The organism is Arenimonas caeni (genome assembly GCF_003024235.1).
GTDB lineage: Bacteria > Pseudomonadota > Gammaproteobacteria > Xanthomonadales > Xanthomonadaceae > Arenimonas > Arenimonas caeni.
Window position 1 is genome coordinate 45,842 of the sequence record NZ_KZ679090.1, and the last position, 17,374, is coordinate 63,215.

Sequence of the window (17,374 nt, forward strand, 5' to 3'; positions counted from 1 at the left end):
GCGCCCCGGCCGCGTTGACCGGCCGCGCCGGCGGCGGCGACGATGAGGGCATGATTTCCCTGATCCAGCGTGTCACCGAAGCCAGCGTCCGCGTCGACGGCGAGGTCGTGGGCGCCATCGGCCCGGGCCTGCTGGCGCTGGTGGCCGTGCAGCCGGGCGACGACGAGGCCCGGATCGCCCGCATGGCCGAGCGCCTGCTCGGCTACCGGGTGTTCGCCGACGCCGCCGGCCGCATGAACCGCTCCCTGGCCGACACCGGCGGCGGCCTGCTGCTGGTCAGCCAGTTCACCCTGGCGGCCGACACCCGCAGCGGCATGCGCCCCAGCTTCACCTCGGCGGCCAGCCCCGAGGACGGGCGGCGGGGCTTCGACCGGCTGGTCGAGCTGTGCCGGGCCCGGCACCCGGTGGTTGAAACCGGCCGCTTTGGCGCCCACATGGTGATCAGCCTGGTCAATGACGGCCCGGTCACCTTCCAGCTGCAGAGCTGAGGCCTAAAAAGTCCCCGTTCATCAAATAGATAGCGGGGGGTTGGCCCCTCCTGTATACTGCGCGGTTCCATTTTCCCAGTCTTCGGGACACGTTTTCATGGCCAACGAGCGTCCGGCGCAGTCCGAAATCAAGCAGCTGATCAGCAAGGGCCTCGAGCAGGGTTACCTGACCTATGCCGAGGTGAATGATCACCTGCCCGACGACATCGTCGATCCGGAGCAGATCGAAGACATCATCGGCATGATCAACGGCATGGGCATCGAGGTGCACGAAGTTGCGCCCGACGCCGAGACGCTGCTGCTCTCCGATTCGTCCTCGACCCGCGATTCCGACGACACCGCCGCCGAAGAGGCCGCGGCCGCGCTGAGCGCGCTCGACACCGAGGGCGGCCGCACCACCGACCCGGTGCGCATGTACATGCGCGAGATGGGCTCGGTCGAGCTGCTCACCCGCGAGGGCGAGATCGCCATCGCCAAGCGCATCGAGGAGGGCCTGAACCAGGTCCACGCCTCGCTGGCCAGCTTCCCGTGGTCGATCCAGCTGCTGCTCGAGGACTACGACCAGCACCTCGAGGGCAAGAAGCGCCTGAACGAGGTCGTGGTGGGCTTCCTCGACATGGAGGAGCCCGAGGAAGTGGTGCCGGAGGTGGTTGCCGAGGACGCCGATGCCGACGTCGAGGACGAAGACGAAGAGGCCGCCGGCGAAGAAGAGGAGACCGCCGCCGTCGACACCGGTCCGGACCCGGCCGAGGTCGGTCGCCGGATGGACGCGCTCAAGGCGCTGTACACCAAGTTCCAGAAGACCCACGCCAAGTACGGCCCGGTCGACAAGAAGACCATCAAGGTCCGCGAGGAGATGGCCGCCGAGTTCCTGCGCCTGAAGCTCCCGCTGGCGCTGATGGATGCCTTCGTGCGCAAGCTGCGCGACGTGGTCAACGCCACCAAGGAGCACGAGCGCAAGGTGCTCGACATCTGCGTGCGTGGCGCCAAGATGCCGCGCAAGGACTTCCTGCGCGCCTGGCCGGGCAACGAGATCAACCTCGACTGGGCCGACGAGGTCATCCGCCGCAAGCAGAAGTGGGCTTCCGGCGTGCGCGAGCACAAGGACGAGATCATCGCCGAGCAGCAGAAGCTGGTGGGCATCGAGGAATCGCTGTTCCTGTCGCTGCCCGACATCAAGGAAATCAACCGCGCCATGGCCTATGGCGAGGCGAAGGCGCGCAAGGCCAAGAAGGAAATGGTCGAGGCCAACCTGCGCCTGGTCATCTCCATCGCCAAGAAGTACACCAACCGCGGCCTGCAGTTCCTCGACCTGATCCAGGAAGGCAACATCGGCCTGATGAAGGCGGTCGACAAGTTCGAATACCGCCGCGGCTACAAGTTCTCGACCTACGCCACCTGGTGGATCCGCCAGGCGATCACCCGCTCGATCGCCGACCAGGCGCGCACCATCCGCATCCCGGTGCACATGATCGAGACGATCAACAAGCTCAACCGCATCTCGCGCCAGATGCTCCAGGAAATGGGCCGCGAGCCCACCCCGGAGGAGCTGGCCAAGAAGATGGAGATGCCGGAGGACAAGATCCGCAAGGTGCTCAAGATCGCCAAGGAGCCCATCTCGATGGAGACTCCGATCGGCGACGACGAGGACTCGCACCTGGGCGACTTCATCGAGGACACCAGCATCGAGTCGCCGATCGACGCGACCACGAACCTGGGCCTGATGGAAACCGTGCGCGACGTGCTCGCCGGCCTCACCCCGCGGGAAGCCAAGGTGCTGCGCATGCGCTTCGGCATCGACATGAACACCGACCACACCCTCGAGGAAGTGGGCAAGCAGTTCGACGTCACCCGCGAGCGCATCCGCCAGATCGAGGCCAAGGCCCTGCGCAAGCTGCGCCACCCGACCCGTTCGGAGCAGCTGCGTTCGTTCCTCGACCTCGAGTAAGCACCGCCTTCCACCCTCTCCCGCCTGCGGGAGAGGGCCGGGAAAAGGGAAAAACGGCCGCGCAAGCGGCCGTTTTGTTTTACGATTCTGCAGCTACGATGGGCCTATAGCTCAATGGTTAGAGCACGGGACTCATAATCCCTTGGTTCCAGGTTCGAGTCCTGGTGGGCCCACCAAAAAGCCGTCCATCGGTGTCCAAGCAAGTCCACGATACGGCATACAACCCCGCATTTCGCGGGGTTTTGTGTGTGCCAATGTCCACAGGTGTCCAGTTGAATCCACGGCCTGAGTGAGTCACCCTGTGAGTCATCTGGGGATCGCCTCCGGCCTGACTCACACCTTTCTGACTCACATGCTCACAGACACCAAGATTCGAGCCCAAAAGCCGCGGGATCGCGCCTACCGGATCGCGGATACCAACGGTCTCTGCATCGAGGTCCGTCCCAGCGGCGCCAAGGCGTGGCGCTATCGCTACCGGCACGACGGCCAGGCCAGCATGATCACGCTGGGCGAGTACCCGGCCATGGGGCTGGCCGCCGCCCGTGCGGAGCGGGACCGATTGCGGGCCTTGGTGCGGTCGGGTGCCAACCCGGCGCACGTGGCCCGCATCGAGCGCGCGGCCAAGGCCGAGCAGGCGGCCACGACCTTCGGTGCCGTTGGTCTGGAGTTGCTCGAGAAGCGCGCGAAGGAGGGGCTCAGCCCGCAGTCCGTGAAGCGCGAGCGCCGGTTGATCGAGAAGGACATGGCCAGCATCCGCGACCTTCCAATCGCGGAAGTCACTGCGCCGCTCTTGCTGGAGGCCCTGCGCAAGCTGGAGCGGCGAGGGGTGGTGGAGACGGCTCACCGTGCCCGCGCGCACTCGGGGCGGGTATTCCGCTATGCCATTGCCACCGGCCGGGCTGAGCGGAACCCGGCAGCGGACCTGGCGGGTGCCCTGGAGCAGCCGAGGACTACCCACCTGGCCGCCCTCACGGAGCCCGCCAAGATTGCTGGGCTCCTGCGGGCCATCAACGCCTACCAAGGCTCGCCCGTCACCACTGCCGCCCTGAAGCTGGCTCCGCTCTTCTTCGTGCGCCCGGGCGAGCTTCGGAGCGCCCGGTGGGCCGACATCGACCTGGAGGCCGCGGAGTGGCGCTACACGGCCTCCAAGACCAAGACCCCGCACATCGTCCCGCTGGCCACCCAGGCGATTGCCATCCTCCGGGAGCTCCGGCCGCTGACCCAGCGGAGCCTGTACGTCTTCCCTAGCGTCCGTGGCGCCTCCCGCCCGATGAGCGAAAACACCATCAACGTGGCCCTGCGGACCATGGGATACGACGGCAGTGTCATGACCGGGCACGGATTCCGGGCGATGGCCCGTACCGTGCTGGACGAGGTGCTTGGGTTCCGGCCGGACTTCATCGAGCACCAGCTGGCGCATGCGGTTCGGGACCCGCTCGGGCGGGCATACAACCGTACTGCGCACTTGCCGGAGCGAAAGAAGATGATGCAGGCGTGGGCAGACTATCTGGACAGCCTCGCAAGAGATTCATTCCGGGCGGCAAGGGGCTGATAGGTCCGGCCTTCTAGCGGCGTGTACTTAGGGCCTTATACCGTCGCGGGCGAGATGTGATGGCCTGAGAATGCAGCACGCGAGGAGTGTTTCCTGTTTGGTGCGAAAGGATCTCTATTCGGTTGTCTGTAGGATGAGGGCATGGTCAGCGAAGCCACGAACATTCATTAACCAGATGCGCTGGCTATCGTTGTAGGTGCCGTGCAATGCACTGGGAACTACCAGCTGCAGCTTTTTTGCTTTCATTTCGTTTGTTTGGTTTGGGCTTATTGCTGCCTCAAGCGTGAGTAGGTGCTTGGTGCTAATGCGATCAGCCTCTGCAAGAGCTTGGCGCCATCTGTCCTTGCACGTGCTCTTGACGGCAAGCATTGAGAGGCGTGACTCGTCAAAGCTCGGATCGTGATAAGCCGTCTCTCCGGGGAAAAGAAAGTCGGGCCTCGATTTGTTCTCTGTGAAACCGCCCCGCTTGTGCTTCACTCCCAGTGAGTCAAAGACCACTTCAAGGTGATTCTCAAGCGCATAGCCAACCCTGCTCTTGCGGCGATTCTGCACCGACAGCGAGAACGAGACAAAATCGTCAATGCTGTCAGCAGCGAACCCTTTCGAGAGGCGCTCGGCGATGAGGTGACGCTCAAGGGTTCGGAACAGTATCTCCTCACGCTCCATCCATGCCATCAAGGCAGCGTCGGCATCCTCTCGCGGATCGACACCGGCCAATGTCTCGCGTGCAAACGCAGAGAATTCGGTCGTCTTGGGAAATTTGCCACCAAAGCGCGAGAGCATAGTGTCAAGGAGCGTCTCTTCCTTGTGGGTTACAGCAACGCCGATACTCTCAAGGATGAAAGTGGCTGCGAACCCGACGCGATCCTGCTCGTTCTCAAGCTCCGCCCTGACCGAGAATTTTGGATACGTGTCTTCCGAGAACCCGAAGAGCCACTCAAGCTGGCTGGCGGCGCTGGATCCGTCTTCTGCGATTATGACGAGCAAACCGCCGTCACGTCGCTTGGCAATCAGCAGCAGATCGCCTTGGCTAGCGAGCTGGGAAACTCGGGTTGTCGGGAAGTAAAAGCGATATTCCGCAGAGCGGCCGGCTTGGTTCTCCCGGCTGTCGTAAAGGGTGAGAAAAGCATCCTCAAACACCGGTTCATCGTCCTCATCGCTGAGGTAGATAAAGCGTGTATCAAGGCGGGTTGCTTCGGACGGCCTGCCAAGAAATGCGAGCATTTCCCTGGTTGCGTTGTACTCGTGCTGGTTGGATCGTGTCTGGTCGGCCTCAACAGCAGAGAGTCTCTTGATGGCGACTCCTTCAAAGTACTCGGACAGATAGCCGCGCTTCATTCCCGTATCTCGATGCTTTCAGAGGACGATGCGATCCACTCTGCCAACCGGTCGGCTACGGCGTCAACGTCAGCCCCTTTTCGCCGCAAGGCGCATTCCCAGATGATGCCAACGCGCCACCCTGCTGCCGACAGCAGGGCGGCGTTCCTCTGATCATTTGCCCGGTTTCTATCTATCTTCGTGCGCCAGAACTCCGTGCGGGTCCCGGGAGTCTTGAAGAATCGACAGTTGTGCCCGTGCCAGAAGCAGCCATGGACAAACAGCGCTACCCGATATCGTGGCAGCAGGATGTCGGGCCGCCCGGGGAGTGTGCCGGTGTGGAGCCGGTACCTGAAGCCGCGGGAGTGCAGAGCCTTTCTGACAAGGATCTCGGGTCTTGTGTCCTTGGCCCGGATCCCGGACATCATCCGGCTCCGGGTTGCAGGCGATACCACATCAGCCATCAGGGGCTCAGGCAGCCGACATCAGTCGAGGCTGGATGACGCCGCCTTCCTCCCGGGCCTTCAGCTCGACGATTCTGGGCGCCATGATGCGGGCTACCGCCTCCATTACATCCACCACCACGCTGTTTCCGAACTGCTTGTATGCCTGAGTGTCGCTGACAACAATCTTGAAGGAGTCAGGGAACCCCATCAGGCGTGCACACTCACGGGGCGTGAGGCGCCGTGGCCGCTTCCCCTTGCCCCTGTGGATGAGAATTTCGCTGCCGTCCTTGTAGTAGCGGGCAGACAGGGTGCGAGTGTGCCGGTCAATTCCCGGCCTCACCAGTCCAAAACCAAATCCGTTGCCGGCCGCCTGGTGCTTCGCTGCGTAGTCCTGCAGGTAGGTCCACATGTTGGCGGTCAGAACGTATTTTGGATTCACCTTCGCCTGCGGTCCGGAGGTGTAGTGGCTCTCTGCCGCTTCGCTTCCGTCTTCCGGGTGAAGAATGCTCGTGATATCCGGGCCCTGTTCAGGGAGCAGCAGGTCGTCCCAGGTGAAGTCCGTGTCCTCCCGAAAGCCGACGATCAGGATTCGCTCACGGTGCTGCGGAACGAAATACTTGCCATCGATGACGCGATGAAAGACTCGGTAGCCAAGCTTGTTCTCAAGGACATCCTTGATGACGCGGAAGGTGTTGCCCTTGTCGTGACTAACGAGGTTCTTCACGTTCTCAAGCAGAAAAGCCTTCGGTCGCTTGGCCGCAATTATCCGCTCAATGTCGAAGAACAGCGTGCCCTGTGTCGAGCACTCGAACCCATGGGGTCGGCCAAGCGCATTCTTCTTGCTCACGCCTGCGATGGAGAACGGCTGGCAGGGGAAGCCGGCAAGCAGCACGTCGTGATCCGGGACGTCGTGCGCATCCACTTTGGTGATATCGCCGTTGAACGGGTGGTCGTCGCCAAAGTTCGATTGATAGGTCTTCTTTGACCACTCGTTCCATTCGCTTGTGAATACGCACCGGCCGCCGGCGCGCTCGAAGCCCAGGCGGATGCCTCCGATACCCGCGAACAGGTCGATGAAGCTGAACTTCTGGCCGGGTGCGTCGCTGGACTTGTCCATTCTGAGAATCTCTCTTAAGGCGGGGATGACCATCTGCGGGCATCGACTCAGGCCGCGCTCCCATCTGGAGATGGTCTTGGTGGTTGTCCCCAGGCGGTCTGCCAGCGTCTGCTGCGTTAGAAGCTCCCGGGCCCGTCGAAGAAGGTCCAGTGACTCAGATCCAGACATGCTGCGCCTCCGCGGGAATTCTGCAGGACATATTGTCCGACAGCATTCCCAGGGTCAACATGCAGAAGTCTTGGCTCGGGTGTCCCGAGCCACAAGGCGAGGACGTCCCCGTGCAGCGTAAGAATTTCTCTCGCTCCGGTCTCACCGCCCGAGACGGCCGCGAACTAGCCTCGATCCCGGCCTCAGGGCAAGCTAGCGCAGCCGGCCGGAATGACGAACAGGGAGAGGTGCGAACCGCGATGCAGCAGGGGAAGGCCGGATCAGAAGCCGCCATCGTGCCGTCCGCGGAGGGAGTGGGGTGATGCCCCGAGCCGTCAGCATTGAGCTGAGAGGCCGGGTCCTGGTTCTGGTTGGCCACGACGGCGTAGAGACCGTGCCGGGCGTTGATGAGGCCTACAGGCTCCTCGTCGAGGCATTGCCGGCGGCGGGTAGCCATGCCGTCATCCGTCCGCCGGAGCTGGTGGCGTCCCGCTACCCCCTGGTTCCAGGACTGGTCCTGGACCTTAACGAGAACGGCACTCCGGTTGTTCAGCTTGTCGGACGTAGCCGTGGGCGCACCGAATCGCTAACGACTGAGGACTTGCGCCGCGGGCATGTCGTCGTAGCCGGCACGTGGTTTCCGATCGAAGCTGCCAGTTCGCATGAGGTCCTCGGTCTGCTGGAGCGTGCCGGCGCCGAACCGGGTCCCGTCTGTTCCCTTCCTGCGTTCCTGGGGATCCGGAAGGCTGGTGGCCCGGTAGAGGACATGATTGGCGACCGTGCTGTATCACCGCTCGCCTTCCTTCCACCGGAGAACGATGCGCCCAATGTCAGCGCCACGCTGTATCCGTATCAGCTGACAGGATGGCGCTGGCTTCGTTTTATCCGGTCCGAAGGCTTGGGCGGCCTGCTCGCAGACGAGATGGGCCTTGGCAAGACCCTTCAGGTCATCAGCGTCATCAGCGATCTGGTCCCTGATGTGTCCGGTCCGTGCCTCATCGTTGCCCCCGGCTCGCTTCTAGAAAACTGGAGAAGGGAGATCGCCCGGTTCGCTCCCGATCTGCGGGTCCTCAAGCATCACGGTCCCCGTCGGACCGGGCGACCTGCAGACATGCGTGAATTCGATGTGGTTGTGACCTCTTACGACAATGTCGTCAGGGACAACAGTCTGTTGAGCATGATCCGTTGGGAAATGGTTGTTCTCGACGAGGCGCAGTTCATCAGGAATCCGGATGCCCAGCGGACGAAGGCAGTCAAGCACCTCCCCCGCAGGGTTGGCCTCGCCGTGACCGGAACCCCAATCGAGAACCGCCTTCTGGATCTCTGGTCAATCGTGGACTTTGTGCTTCCCGGGCAGCTGGATGAAAGGCGCGAGTTTGAGTCGCGGTATCCCGAGGACGTTCTGGGCGCGCGGCTGCTGGAGGCAAGTGTTTCACCATTCATGCTCAGAAGGCGGGTAAAGGAGGTGGCTCAGGACCTCCCGCCACGTATCGACATTCCCCAGGTTGTCGAGCTTTCCGACGAAGAGGCATTGGAGTACGACTACGTCCGGAAGCAGATCGCCGAAGAGTACGGTGCGGCAGCAACCCTCGTCTCGCTGACGCAGTTGAGAAGGTTCTGTGCACATCCTTCGTTGCTGGATGATCTCCCCTGCAGTGCGATGCTCAGTTTCAGCAAGTTCCAGCGGCTGGATGAGATACTTCGGGAGATATTCATCCAAGGAGAGAAGGCGCTGGTCTTTACCTCCTTCACCAGAATGGCCGACATGGTTGCGATGCACGTCAGCAAGACCGTTGGCTGCTACTCAGCCGTGATCGATGGAAGGCTGCCAATAGACGACAGACAACCGCTCATCGACACCTTCTCCGGTGTGGCAGGTCCAGCGGTGCTGGTGCTTAATCCGCGAGCCGGCGGGGCCGGTCTGAACATTACGGCAGCAAATCATGTCATTCACTACAACCCTGAGTGGAACCCGGCACTTGAGGATCAGGCGTCCGCGCGCGCGCACAGGCGCGGTCAGGAGCTGCCGGTTACCGTGCACAGGCTTCTAGTAGCGGATACGGTTGAGGACGTTATCAACGAGCGCCTGGAAAGGAAGCGTGCGATTGCTTCCTCTGCAATCGTCGGTGTCGCCGGAAGCGATGATGACTATGCTGACATCATCAGCGCGCTTAGCCGATCGCCATCAAGGAAAGGAAAGAGCGGCTGATGCAGAGAAGGATTGCCAAGATACTGAGCGCAAACGATACGGGTGAAACCGGCGGTCATCAGGCCGGAATTCTTGTTCCAAAAGAGGAAAGTGTGCTGTCGTTCTTTCCTCCTCTCGATGAGTCGATCCAGAATCCGCGCTGCCATCTCAGGTTTCTGGATGGTGCGGGAACCTTCTGGGAGTTCGCCTTCATCTACTACAACAACAGGCTGTATGGCGGAACCAGGAACGAGTACAGGCTCACCCGGATGACGAAGTTCATCCGGCAAGCGGGGCTTGTGCAGGGAGATGAGCTCCTTCTCACCCGGGAGGGTTCACGCTACTGCGTGGATTACAGACGGAAGAGGGCTGCGTCGTCCGGCGCGGCCGGCGTGCTCAAGCTTGGAACAGGCTGGCGCGTAGTCGAAATCAATAGGTAAAAAGAGGAACTGAACGATGACTTTTGAAGAATTCGAGCTGCCGCCGGATCCGGAGCGGGTTATCGTTGGCTTGCGGGATACCGGCTACGAGTTCGAAACTGCAGTAGCCGACATTGTCGACAACTCCATTGCGGCGAATGCACGCCGCGTTGACCTGTGGCTCGGTGCCGACCATCGCGGAAACATCCGGCTGGCAATCGTCGACGACGGCGACGGAATGGACAGGGATGGGCTGATCAACGCCATGCAGTACGGGTCGAAGGCTCGCCCGAGTGCGGCAAGTCTCGGAAAGTACGGCCTCGGGCTCAAGACGGCTTCCACTGCTTTCTGCAAGAGGCTTTCAGTGGTCTCTAGGCCGGACGGGAATACGCCTGCCTTGATGGCAACGTGGGATCTGATGCATGTTGCGCGCGCGCGAAAGTGGGCTCTGCTCCTAAGCGCAGAGTGTGATCGGGAGGCGATGGACTATCTTGAGGAAGTTGCCCCCGGGCATTCGGGAACCGTTGTCCTGTGGGATGAGGTTGATCGCCTCATCAAGGACTACCAGAACAAGACCGGCACCCATGCAAGAAAGGCACTTCAAGCCAGGGAGGCTTCGCTAAGAAGCCATCTCGCGATGGTTTACCAGCGGTTTCTTGACTCCGGCGATGATCGCGCCAGGAACGTAGAGATCCGGCTGAACGGCGCCCGCGTCGAGGCGTGGGATCCATTTCAGCGGCAGGTTTCTGAGCTGGTAGCTGAGGAAGTCATGAGGTCCGAACTGCCTGACGGGACAGAGGCCGAGTTCACTGTCCGCGCCTACATCCTGCCCAGGCGCGAGGAATTCCCGAATGACCAGATGGCCCAAGCAGCCATGCTGTCCAACGACAAGCAGGGCATCTACATCTACCGGGAAAGCCGCCTGATTCACGATGCTGACTGGCTTGGCCTGTACCAGAAAGAGCCCCACTCAACACTGCTGCGCGTCGAGTTCTCCTTCGATCACAAGCTCGATGATGCATTCCATCTGGACATCAAGAAGTCGCAGATCATTCTTAATGATGATCTGGCCGACTGGCTCAAGTCCCAGTTCCTGCCGGCGCCGCGTCGAGAGGCAAACAACCGGTCGCGAGAGGGTCAGCAGAGGAGGATTGCGCAGCAGGGGCAGGGCGCGCATGACGTATCCAACAATACGATCCGCAACCGTCAGGCTGCTGCGGCAGGAGTAAAGGTCGACGCCGTAGACGTAGATCGGGGAGAGGCAGAAATAACCAACCGCCACGGGACCTTCAGGCTCCGGATCCCGCTCGCAACTGCAAGGCGGCCCGGCGAGGTCTTTGTTCAGCCGCAAGACGGGATCACGAATGGTCTGCTGTTCCAGCCAGCGCTGATTGACAAACATCGAGCTGTCCAGCTGAACACCAGCCACCCCTACTACCACAAGGTTTACGTTCCGAACCTCAACCGTGGTGTGACGCTGCAGGGCCTCGACACCCTCATGTGGGCACTCTGTGTGGCCGAGCTGACAACGGTGCAGGACACTACGGCAAGGATGTTCCAGGACATGCGATACGAGGTTTCCCGGATCCTCGAGCAGCTCGTTGAATCGCTCCCTGAGCCCGAGACGGACCAGAATGGCAATTGACCCCGGACGCCTGGCAGCCCGTATCTCGTCTGAGTGCGGTTTGGAGTTTGTTGGCTCAGGCAGTCGTGCAGGCGACTCCGGTCAGAGGCTCGTTCTCCAGCCGGCACACCATCCTCCCGCTCATGCTTTTGCTCTCGTCGTTGAAGTCGGATGGCGAAGTGTCGAGATAGCTTTCAGTCCGGGGAGTTTCGCCAGTGGCCTCCTCGAGGCAATGGGTGATGCAGAGGAGGCTGGCCGGGCGGCATTCGTATCGGTCCTGCGGACCAGCATCGAGGATGGCGCTGAGGTAGGGTTTGTCCTGAACGGGGCGACGAGCTCATTCGATGATCCGGCCATCTGGCGAGCGCGGTGGCAAAGGGTCACCCTCACGATGCGGAAGGGAATGCTCCCGCTCGATTTTTCAGCGAGTGAGCATGATGCCGAGCTTGTTGGAAAGTGGGTTTGCCGGATGTCCGCGGCGATTCTCGCCTTGCTGCCGGTTGAATCCGATGAATCTCTGGACCTGCGCAATCCCGAGGAGTCTGTGGCTGGGCTCCCGGAGGGATCAAGGCTGCGGGTCGAAGTGAATCGATACGAGCGCGACCGCAGGAACCGAGCCGCAGCACTCGCTATCCATGGCAACAGCTGCATGGCGTGCGGCCTGTCTATGGGGGATCGCTATGGCGCTGCAGCGGCGGGTCTGATCGAAGTGCATCACACGACGCCTGTCTCTCAAATGGGTGGGAGCTACGTCGTGGATCCGCGAACCGACCTGATTCCACTCTGCCCTAATTGCCATTCCGTCGCGCATCGCAGGTCACCTCCATTTTCGGTCAATGAGCTGAGGGTCTTGGTTGGCTATGACGCCATCGCCAGAGAGAGCGATAGGGTTGGACGCGAGTAGTTGGCTGGTGATTCCTGGTCGGATTCAAAATGATTTCAGCCACATATCACCACACTGAAGCCGAGGGATTTGGCTTCGCGTAAAGGCACTCCGCACGAAGTGCCCGTATAGGTGGCTAAATGTGTCCAGCGAGAAGCGAGAAGCCCTTTACTGCGTCCTCGTGGTGGTGACAGCGATCCTGGCGGGCATCGTCAAATGCTCGTTCTGCGACGGATCGAAGGTGAACTGAATCATCCAACCCAGGTTCCCGACACAAGGCCCGGCATTGCGCCCGGGCCTTGTGCGTTTATGCCTGCGAAATAGGGAGAGCGCGAAATGCATTTGGTCGAGTCGATGGCGTATACAGGTGCCCGCCCGTGGCACGGACTGGGTGCCAGCCTTGCACCGGACCAGCCGATCGAGGTCTGGCGACGGCAGGCGGGCATGGAGTGGGAGATCGAAGAAGCCGAGGTCCGGTATGTGGTGGGGCGTGATGGCATCGGGTCCTTGAATGGGTTCCCGGAGCAGAAGGTTCTCTACCGGTCCGATACCCGGCGGCCGCTGGCTGTGGTTTCGAAGCGTTTCCAGGTGGTCCAGCCCGGCGAGGTCCTCGAGTTCTACCGTGACCTGACGGCCCACAGCGGATTCAGGCTCGAGACGGCAGGTGTCCTCAGGGAGGGGCGGAAGTTCTGGGCAATGGCCAGAACCGGCCAGAGCACGAGCCTCAAGGGCCGCGACAGGGTCGAAGGCTACCTGCTGCTGGCGACAGCCTGCGACGGGACCTTGGCCACGACTGCGCAGTTCACGTCCGTCCGGGTTGTCTGCAACAACACCCTTCGGATTGCCCTGGGCAACAGTGCGGGTGCCATCAAGGTGCCGCATCGAAGCCAGTTCGATCCCGAGGTGGTCAAACGCCAGCTGGGCATCACGGTGTCATCGTGGGACGGGTTCGTGGCCCGCATGAGGGCGCTCTGCGAAGTTCCGGTGGATCCGGACTCGGTTGAGGGCATCCTGCGCCGGGTCCTGACTTACCCCAGTCCGGCCGGAGCCGCGCCGGTGGTAAACGAGCAGGCGCTGGCAGGCGTCAGGGCTCTATACGAAGGCGGTGGGCGTGGCTCGCAGCTCGCTTCGAGCCGCGGGACGGCGTGGGGCCTGCTCAACAGCGTCACCGAGTACGTAGACCACCACCGTCGGGCCCGCAGCGATGACCACCGGCGTGACGCCGCCTGGTTCGGGCCGGGAGCCCAGATCAAGCAGCGGGCGTGGGACGAGGTCGTGCGTCTGGTCGCCTGAAGGCGACACCCCAGAAGGGCTCTAGGTTGGCGACGGGCCTGTGGCGCCATCGACCAGCCGGGCCAACGCTTCGGGGTCCTGTATCGCCAGTCGAAGTGCCTCCAGCATCAGCGCCTGCTGCTGGGGGCTGGCTGAGGCGAGCAGGCGGATGGCTTCCGCCATGCCGGGGCTGTCAGCGAGGAGATAGGCCGGGGGTACATCGAGGGCTTGGGCCAGCGCGTCCAGGCTCTCGAAGCCGATGGCGGTCACTTGGCGCTCATAGCGGTTGATCCGAACCGAGCCCTTGTCCTTTCCCAGCCCCATGCGGTCACCCAGCGCTCGCTGACTCAGGCCGCGCAGCTGCCTGGCTTCGGCCAGGCGGGCGGCGAACAGGGAGCGGGCGGACCTCTCGGGCACCGGGAAAGTTTCTCGTTCGGGTGCTCCGAATCATGACGAAACCTCTACCGGCGTGGCAGACTCTACGTAGCACGTAGAGGTCAGTCAAGCCACGTGCTGACCCGAGCGACAGGCCTGCTGCGACTTTCCCGAAACGTCACCAGGCAGCACCTCCTCAGGGGTGCAGTCGCCAACAAGAAGCAACCAAAACAGGAGCAATGCATGCTGATCTACACCCTGGCCCTGATCTTCATCATCATCCCCATGACGATTCGGGCCTACCTGAGCCTCAAGGCGGGCAAGCTGCCCCTGCCGAAGTTCCAGAACAACATCGTCGTCAACCAGATCAAGATCCGGAACGCCCTCGGCGTGATGTACCACGTGCTGTTCTGGGGCTTCCATGTCTTCTTTGCCCTCTGGGCCGTCGAGAAGGAGGCGTGGGGCTCCTTTCTGGCCGTGGTCGTGTACATGGTGGCCAATCCGATGCTGTCCGCCCAGATCAAGGCGCGTGGCGTCACGGTGCAGCCCGCCAACCCGCCGGGTGGAACCAGCAACGGCAGCTAAGCCCTCCACCGAGAGAGAACTTCCACGCACGGAGAGCCCGGCCAAATGGCCGGGCTCTCTGCTTTTGGGGACAAGAAAATGAGCAACGCATCCGCATTGCGACTGGTCGATACCCGGACCCTGTCGCGCGAACAATGGCTGGAGGTGAGGGCTGGTGGCATCGGAAGCTCGGACGCCGCCGCGGCGGTGGGCCTGTGCCCGTACAAGAGCCAGCTCGAGCTATGGATGGAGAAGACCGGACGCGCCACGAAGGCTGGCGAGCACCTCGGGCTCGACGACCCTCGGTACTGGGGCACGCTGCTGGAGCCCTTCGTGGCCAACGCCTACCAGCAGAAGACTGGGCGCAAGGTCCGCAAAGTCAACGCCGTCCTGCAGCATCCGAGCCTGCCTTTCATGCTGGCCAACATCGACCGCGAGGTGGTCGGCAGCCCCGACGTGCAGATCCTGGAGTGCAAGACCGCCGGCGAGTTCGGCGCGCGTCTCTGGCGGGACGGCGTGCCCGAGTACGTCCAGCTCCAGGTTCAGCACCAGCTGGCGGTAACGGGCAAGCAGGCGGCGGACGTGGCCGTGCTGCTGTGTGGCCAGACGCTCGAGGTATTCCGGATTCCCCGGGACGACGAGGCCATCGCCCGCCTGGTCGTGCTGGAGGCGCGCTTCTGGGAGTACGTCGAGACTGACACGCCCCCGCCGGCTGACGGCAGTGAGTCCTCGGCCCGAGCACTTCGGAAGCTCTATCCGGGAGGCGGCGACACCGTCGACCTCACGGGCGACCCGGTGCTGGGGCAAGCGCTTGAGGAACTGCGCCTGCTCCGGGATGAGCTGGACGCAAAGCAGGCCACGGCCGAGGCCCTCCGGCAGCGCATCCAGCAGGCCATGGGCGACGCATCGCGAGCGGTCCTCTCCACCGGCGAGGTCAGCTTCAAGCGAGCCAGGGATGGCGTGTCCATCGACACCCGGCAGCTGACCCTCGACCACCCCGAGCTCGTCGCCCGCTACACCACCACCCGGCTGGGCGCCCGCCGGTTCCTGATCCTCGACAAACCTACCTGACCCCAGGGAGAACAACATGCTCAAAGGCTTGGCTATCACGCCGCCCGTGGTCGGGCGGATCTCGATCGGACGCGTGGTGGAGCGCAATGGCAAGCGCCTGCCGGAGAAGGACGACCAGTTCACCCTCACCAGTCAGGTACAGAACCGCGAAGGCTGGGTCCTGCACCCGCTGGACGAGCAGCTGCGCAAGGATGCGGGCGGAAAGCTGCGCTCTATCCCCGTCAGGCTGGTCTTCAACGACCCCGAGCTCAACCTCCGGGCCGACTACACCCTGTTCGACCGCACCACCGGGCGCCCGCAGTGCGTGGGCAACGGCGAGACCTGCCGACGCCGGGGCGGTGCGGAGGGGGTAGAGACCCTCCCTTGCCCGGGGCCGGACACCTGCAGCTACGCCGCAGGGGCTTGCAAGGCCTACGCCCGGTTCAACGTGCTGGTGGGCGATGGAGAAGAGGACGCCCTCGGCACCTTCGTGCTCCGTACCACCTCGTTCAACACCATCCGGACGCTGGCGGCTCGCCTGCAGTACTTCAGTGCTGTCTCGGGCGGGCGCCTCGCCACCATGCCGCTCGAGCTGAAGCTGCGCGGCAAGAGCACCACGCAGAGCCACCGTGCCCCGATCTACTACGTGGACCTGGTGGTCCGGCAGGGCATCACCCTGGAGCAGGCTATCGCTCAGGCGCGGGTGCGCGACGAGCAGCGCAGGAATGACGGGGTGGACCAGGCCGCGCTCGACGAGGCGGCCCGTCGCGGCTTCCTGAGCGGTGCCTACGAGGAACTGGAGGAGGACATCCCGGCCGTCGTTGAGGAGTTCTACCCGGAGGCCACCGCGGGCGACGCTTCAGCAGAACCTCGGCAGGCGAGCCCCGTGAACCTCACGGGCCGGCTGCAGGAAAAGGTCGCCCGGATCGGGGCGGGATAAGCAACCAAGGAGAAGGCAATGATGTTTCGACTGATTGGCGGCGCCGTGGTCTACGGCTTCGCCCTGTACGGCGTGGCCGCGTTCCTGGACCGCCCGAGGGTGAAGGTGTTCCTCGCCCAGGGCAGGCAGGGGCGTGGCACCCGCGGAGAAACGCATGAGACGCGCCAGGACGCGTCTTCGGAAGAGTCTGCGACCAGCTCCGCGACCGGCGACTGACGCGCTCATACAGGCGCGTGTACAGGCCTGTCAGGGGCCGTGCGATGCATGACACAACAGGGGCGCTTCGGCGCCCCTTTCTACTCACAGGGAGACAAGCACATGTCCATTGACTGCAACAACCGCACGGCGCTGTTTGTGCGGGGCGGACGCAGCCGTTACTCACCTGCTTCGCCTGAGCAGATCGTGGAGGCGGCACGACGGGTCATCGACCAGAGGGTGCCGGCGGGTACACCGTTCAAGGATCCCGAGATTGCCCGGACGTTCTTCCGGGACAAGCTGGCCGGCCTTGAGCGTGAGGTCTTCGCCGCAGCATTCCTCGACACCCGTCACCGACTGATCGAGTACGTGGAACTGTTCCACGGGACCATCGATGGCGCTGAGGTGCATCCGAGGGAGGTGGTGAAGAAGGCCATCGCGTGCAATGCGGCTGCGGTGCTGTTCAGTCACAACCATCCGTCGGGGGAAGTGGAGCCGTCGCCTGCTGACCGGGCGGTTACCGCGCGCCTGAAACAGGCGCTGGTACTGGTTGATGTCAGGGTACTAGACCACGTCATCGTGGGTGGCAATGACACGCTGAGCATGGCGTCTCGCGGACTTCTTTGACTGGTCGGGAGCCAGTCCTCGCATTAGGGGTTCGCCCCTAATGCGGGGCGATAGCTGTGGGTACTTTTTTTTCGTTGAAACCATTGGGAGATGCTTTTCTGGGCGGCTTCATGCACGACACAGCAGCTCACCGTCCTATCCGCCCTAGGGTCGAACACCTCCTTGCAACTCGGCCCTGATGTCGAGCGCGTGCTTCAGGAAGAGGAGTGTGTTGTCAGTGAA

17 protein-coding genes, 1 tRNA gene and 1 pseudogene are annotated in these 17,374 nt (G+C 62.7%); 14 read left to right on the forward strand and 5 right to left on the reverse strand.

All coding sequences use genetic code 11. The features are described from left to right. Window positions 1-50: 50 nt before the first annotated feature. The 4 genes from dtd (at window position 51) to C6N40_RS08255 (ending at window position 3,988) form a co-directional block, all read left to right on the forward strand. Window positions 51-488: a D-aminoacyl-tRNA deacylase gene (gene dtd / locus C6N40_RS08240; RefSeq protein ID WP_106990619.1), complete on the forward strand. Its 438-nt coding sequence runs from the start codon at window positions 51-53 to the stop codon at window positions 486-488. A 97-nt stretch (window positions 489-585) separates the two neighbouring features. Next, complete coding sequence (gene rpoD / locus C6N40_RS08245) at window positions 586-2,436, forward strand: RNA polymerase sigma factor RpoD (RefSeq protein ID WP_106990540.1); 1,851 nt, start codon at window positions 586-588, stop codon at window positions 2,434-2,436. A gap of 100 nt (window positions 2,437-2,536) precedes the next feature. After that, window positions 2,537-2,612, forward strand: a tRNA-Ile gene (locus tag C6N40_RS08250). A 176-nt stretch (window positions 2,613-2,788) separates the two neighbouring features. Beyond that, entirely contained in the window at window positions 2,789-3,988 is a 1,200-nt protein-coding gene (locus C6N40_RS08255) for a tyrosine-type recombinase/integrase (RefSeq protein ID WP_106990620.1), read from the forward strand. A 114-nt stretch (window positions 3,989-4,102) separates the two neighbouring features. Here C6N40_RS08255 and C6N40_RS08260 read toward each other — a convergent pair whose 3' ends face one another. The 4 genes and pseudogenes from C6N40_RS08260 to C6N40_RS14655 form a co-directional block, all read right to left on the reverse strand. After that, the gene (locus C6N40_RS08260) at window positions 4,103-5,326 is read right to left on the reverse strand and encodes a type II restriction endonuclease (protein WP_106990541.1); all 1,224 of its coding nucleotides are present in this window, start codon (window positions 5,324-5,326) and stop codon (window positions 4,103-4,105) included. After that, window positions 5,323-5,769 (reverse strand): very short patch repair endonuclease, encoded by a 447-nt coding sequence (locus C6N40_RS08265; RefSeq protein WP_106990542.1) that lies wholly within the window; start codon window positions 5,767-5,769, stop codon window positions 5,323-5,325. The genes C6N40_RS08260 and C6N40_RS08265 overlap by 4 nt, the downstream gene beginning before the upstream one ends. Window positions 5,770-5,776: 7 nt before the next feature. Next, window positions 5,777-6,868: a DNA (cytosine-5-)-methyltransferase gene (gene dcm / locus C6N40_RS08270; RefSeq protein ID WP_425477686.1), complete on the reverse strand. Its 1,092-nt coding sequence runs from the start codon at window positions 6,866-6,868 to the stop codon at window positions 5,777-5,779. 48 nt (window positions 6,869-6,916) lie between these two features. Next, a pseudogene (locus C6N40_RS14655) lies at window positions 6,917-7,036 on the reverse strand (helix-turn-helix domain-containing protein); the annotation flags it as partial. A gap of 301 nt (window positions 7,037-7,337) precedes the next feature. On the opposite strand from C6N40_RS14655, the gene C6N40_RS08275 reads away from it, so the two are divergent. The 5 genes from C6N40_RS08275 to C6N40_RS08295 all read left to right on the forward strand — a co-directional run bounded on the left by C6N40_RS08275 (window position 7,338) and on the right by C6N40_RS08295 (window position 13,422). After that, window positions 7,338-9,224 carry a DEAD/DEAH box helicase gene (locus C6N40_RS08275; RefSeq protein WP_106990544.1) on the forward strand — a complete coding sequence of 629 codons (1,887 nt, stop codon included), beginning with the start codon at window positions 7,338-7,340 and terminating at the stop codon, window positions 9,222-9,224. After that, window positions 9,224-9,643, forward strand: coding sequence for an EcoRII N-terminal effector-binding domain-containing protein (locus C6N40_RS08280; RefSeq protein ID WP_205208576.1), 420 nt, complete (start codon window positions 9,224-9,226; stop codon window positions 9,641-9,643). Before C6N40_RS08275 ends, C6N40_RS08280 begins: the two co-directional genes overlap by 1 nt. A gap of 16 nt (window positions 9,644-9,659) precedes the next feature. Continuing rightward, complete coding sequence (locus tag C6N40_RS08285; RefSeq protein WP_106990546.1) at window positions 9,660-11,267, forward strand: ATP-binding protein; 1,608 nt, start codon at window positions 9,660-9,662, stop codon at window positions 11,265-11,267. 382 nt (window positions 11,268-11,649) lie between these two features. After that, window positions 11,650-12,150: an HNH endonuclease gene (locus tag C6N40_RS14310; RefSeq protein WP_205208577.1), complete on the forward strand. Its 501-nt coding sequence runs from the start codon at window positions 11,650-11,652 to the stop codon at window positions 12,148-12,150. A gap of 315 nt (window positions 12,151-12,465) precedes the next feature. Continuing rightward, window positions 12,466-13,422, forward strand: coding sequence for a DUF932 domain-containing protein (locus C6N40_RS08295; protein WP_106990548.1), 957 nt, complete (start codon window positions 12,466-12,468; stop codon window positions 13,420-13,422). Between the two features lie 21 nt (window positions 13,423-13,443). On the opposite strand, the gene C6N40_RS08300 is transcribed toward C6N40_RS08295, so the two are convergent. Next, window positions 13,444-13,818, reverse strand: coding sequence for a helix-turn-helix domain-containing protein (locus tag C6N40_RS08300; RefSeq protein ID WP_106990549.1), 375 nt, complete (start codon window positions 13,816-13,818; stop codon window positions 13,444-13,446). A gap of 201 nt (window positions 13,819-14,019) precedes the next feature. On the opposite strand from C6N40_RS08300, the gene C6N40_RS08305 reads away from it, so the two are divergent. From C6N40_RS08305 to radC, 5 genes are all read left to right on the forward strand, one after another. Then, window positions 14,020-14,361 carry a hypothetical protein gene (locus C6N40_RS08305; protein WP_106990550.1) on the forward strand — a complete coding sequence of 114 codons (342 nt, stop codon included), beginning with the start codon at window positions 14,020-14,022 and terminating at the stop codon, window positions 14,359-14,361. A gap of 78 nt (window positions 14,362-14,439) precedes the next feature. Beyond that, window positions 14,440-15,411 (forward strand): YqaJ viral recombinase family nuclease, encoded by a 972-nt coding sequence (locus C6N40_RS08310; protein WP_106990621.1) that lies wholly within the window; start codon window positions 14,440-14,442, stop codon window positions 15,409-15,411. A gap of 16 nt (window positions 15,412-15,427) precedes the next feature. Beyond that, window positions 15,428-16,330 (forward strand): recombination directionality factor, encoded by a 903-nt coding sequence (locus C6N40_RS08315; RefSeq protein ID WP_106990551.1) that lies wholly within the window; start codon window positions 15,428-15,430, stop codon window positions 16,328-16,330. Window positions 16,331-16,351: 21 nt separating this feature from the next. Further along, window positions 16,352-16,546: a hypothetical protein gene (locus tag C6N40_RS08320; RefSeq protein WP_162782156.1), complete on the forward strand. Its 195-nt coding sequence runs from the start codon at window positions 16,352-16,354 to the stop codon at window positions 16,544-16,546. A 102-nt stretch (window positions 16,547-16,648) separates the two neighbouring features. Then, window positions 16,649-17,152, forward strand: a complete 504-nt coding sequence (radC, locus tag C6N40_RS08325; RefSeq protein ID WP_106990553.1) for a RadC family protein — start codon at window positions 16,649-16,651, stop codon at window positions 17,150-17,152. Window positions 17,153-17,374 lie beyond the last annotated feature (222 nt).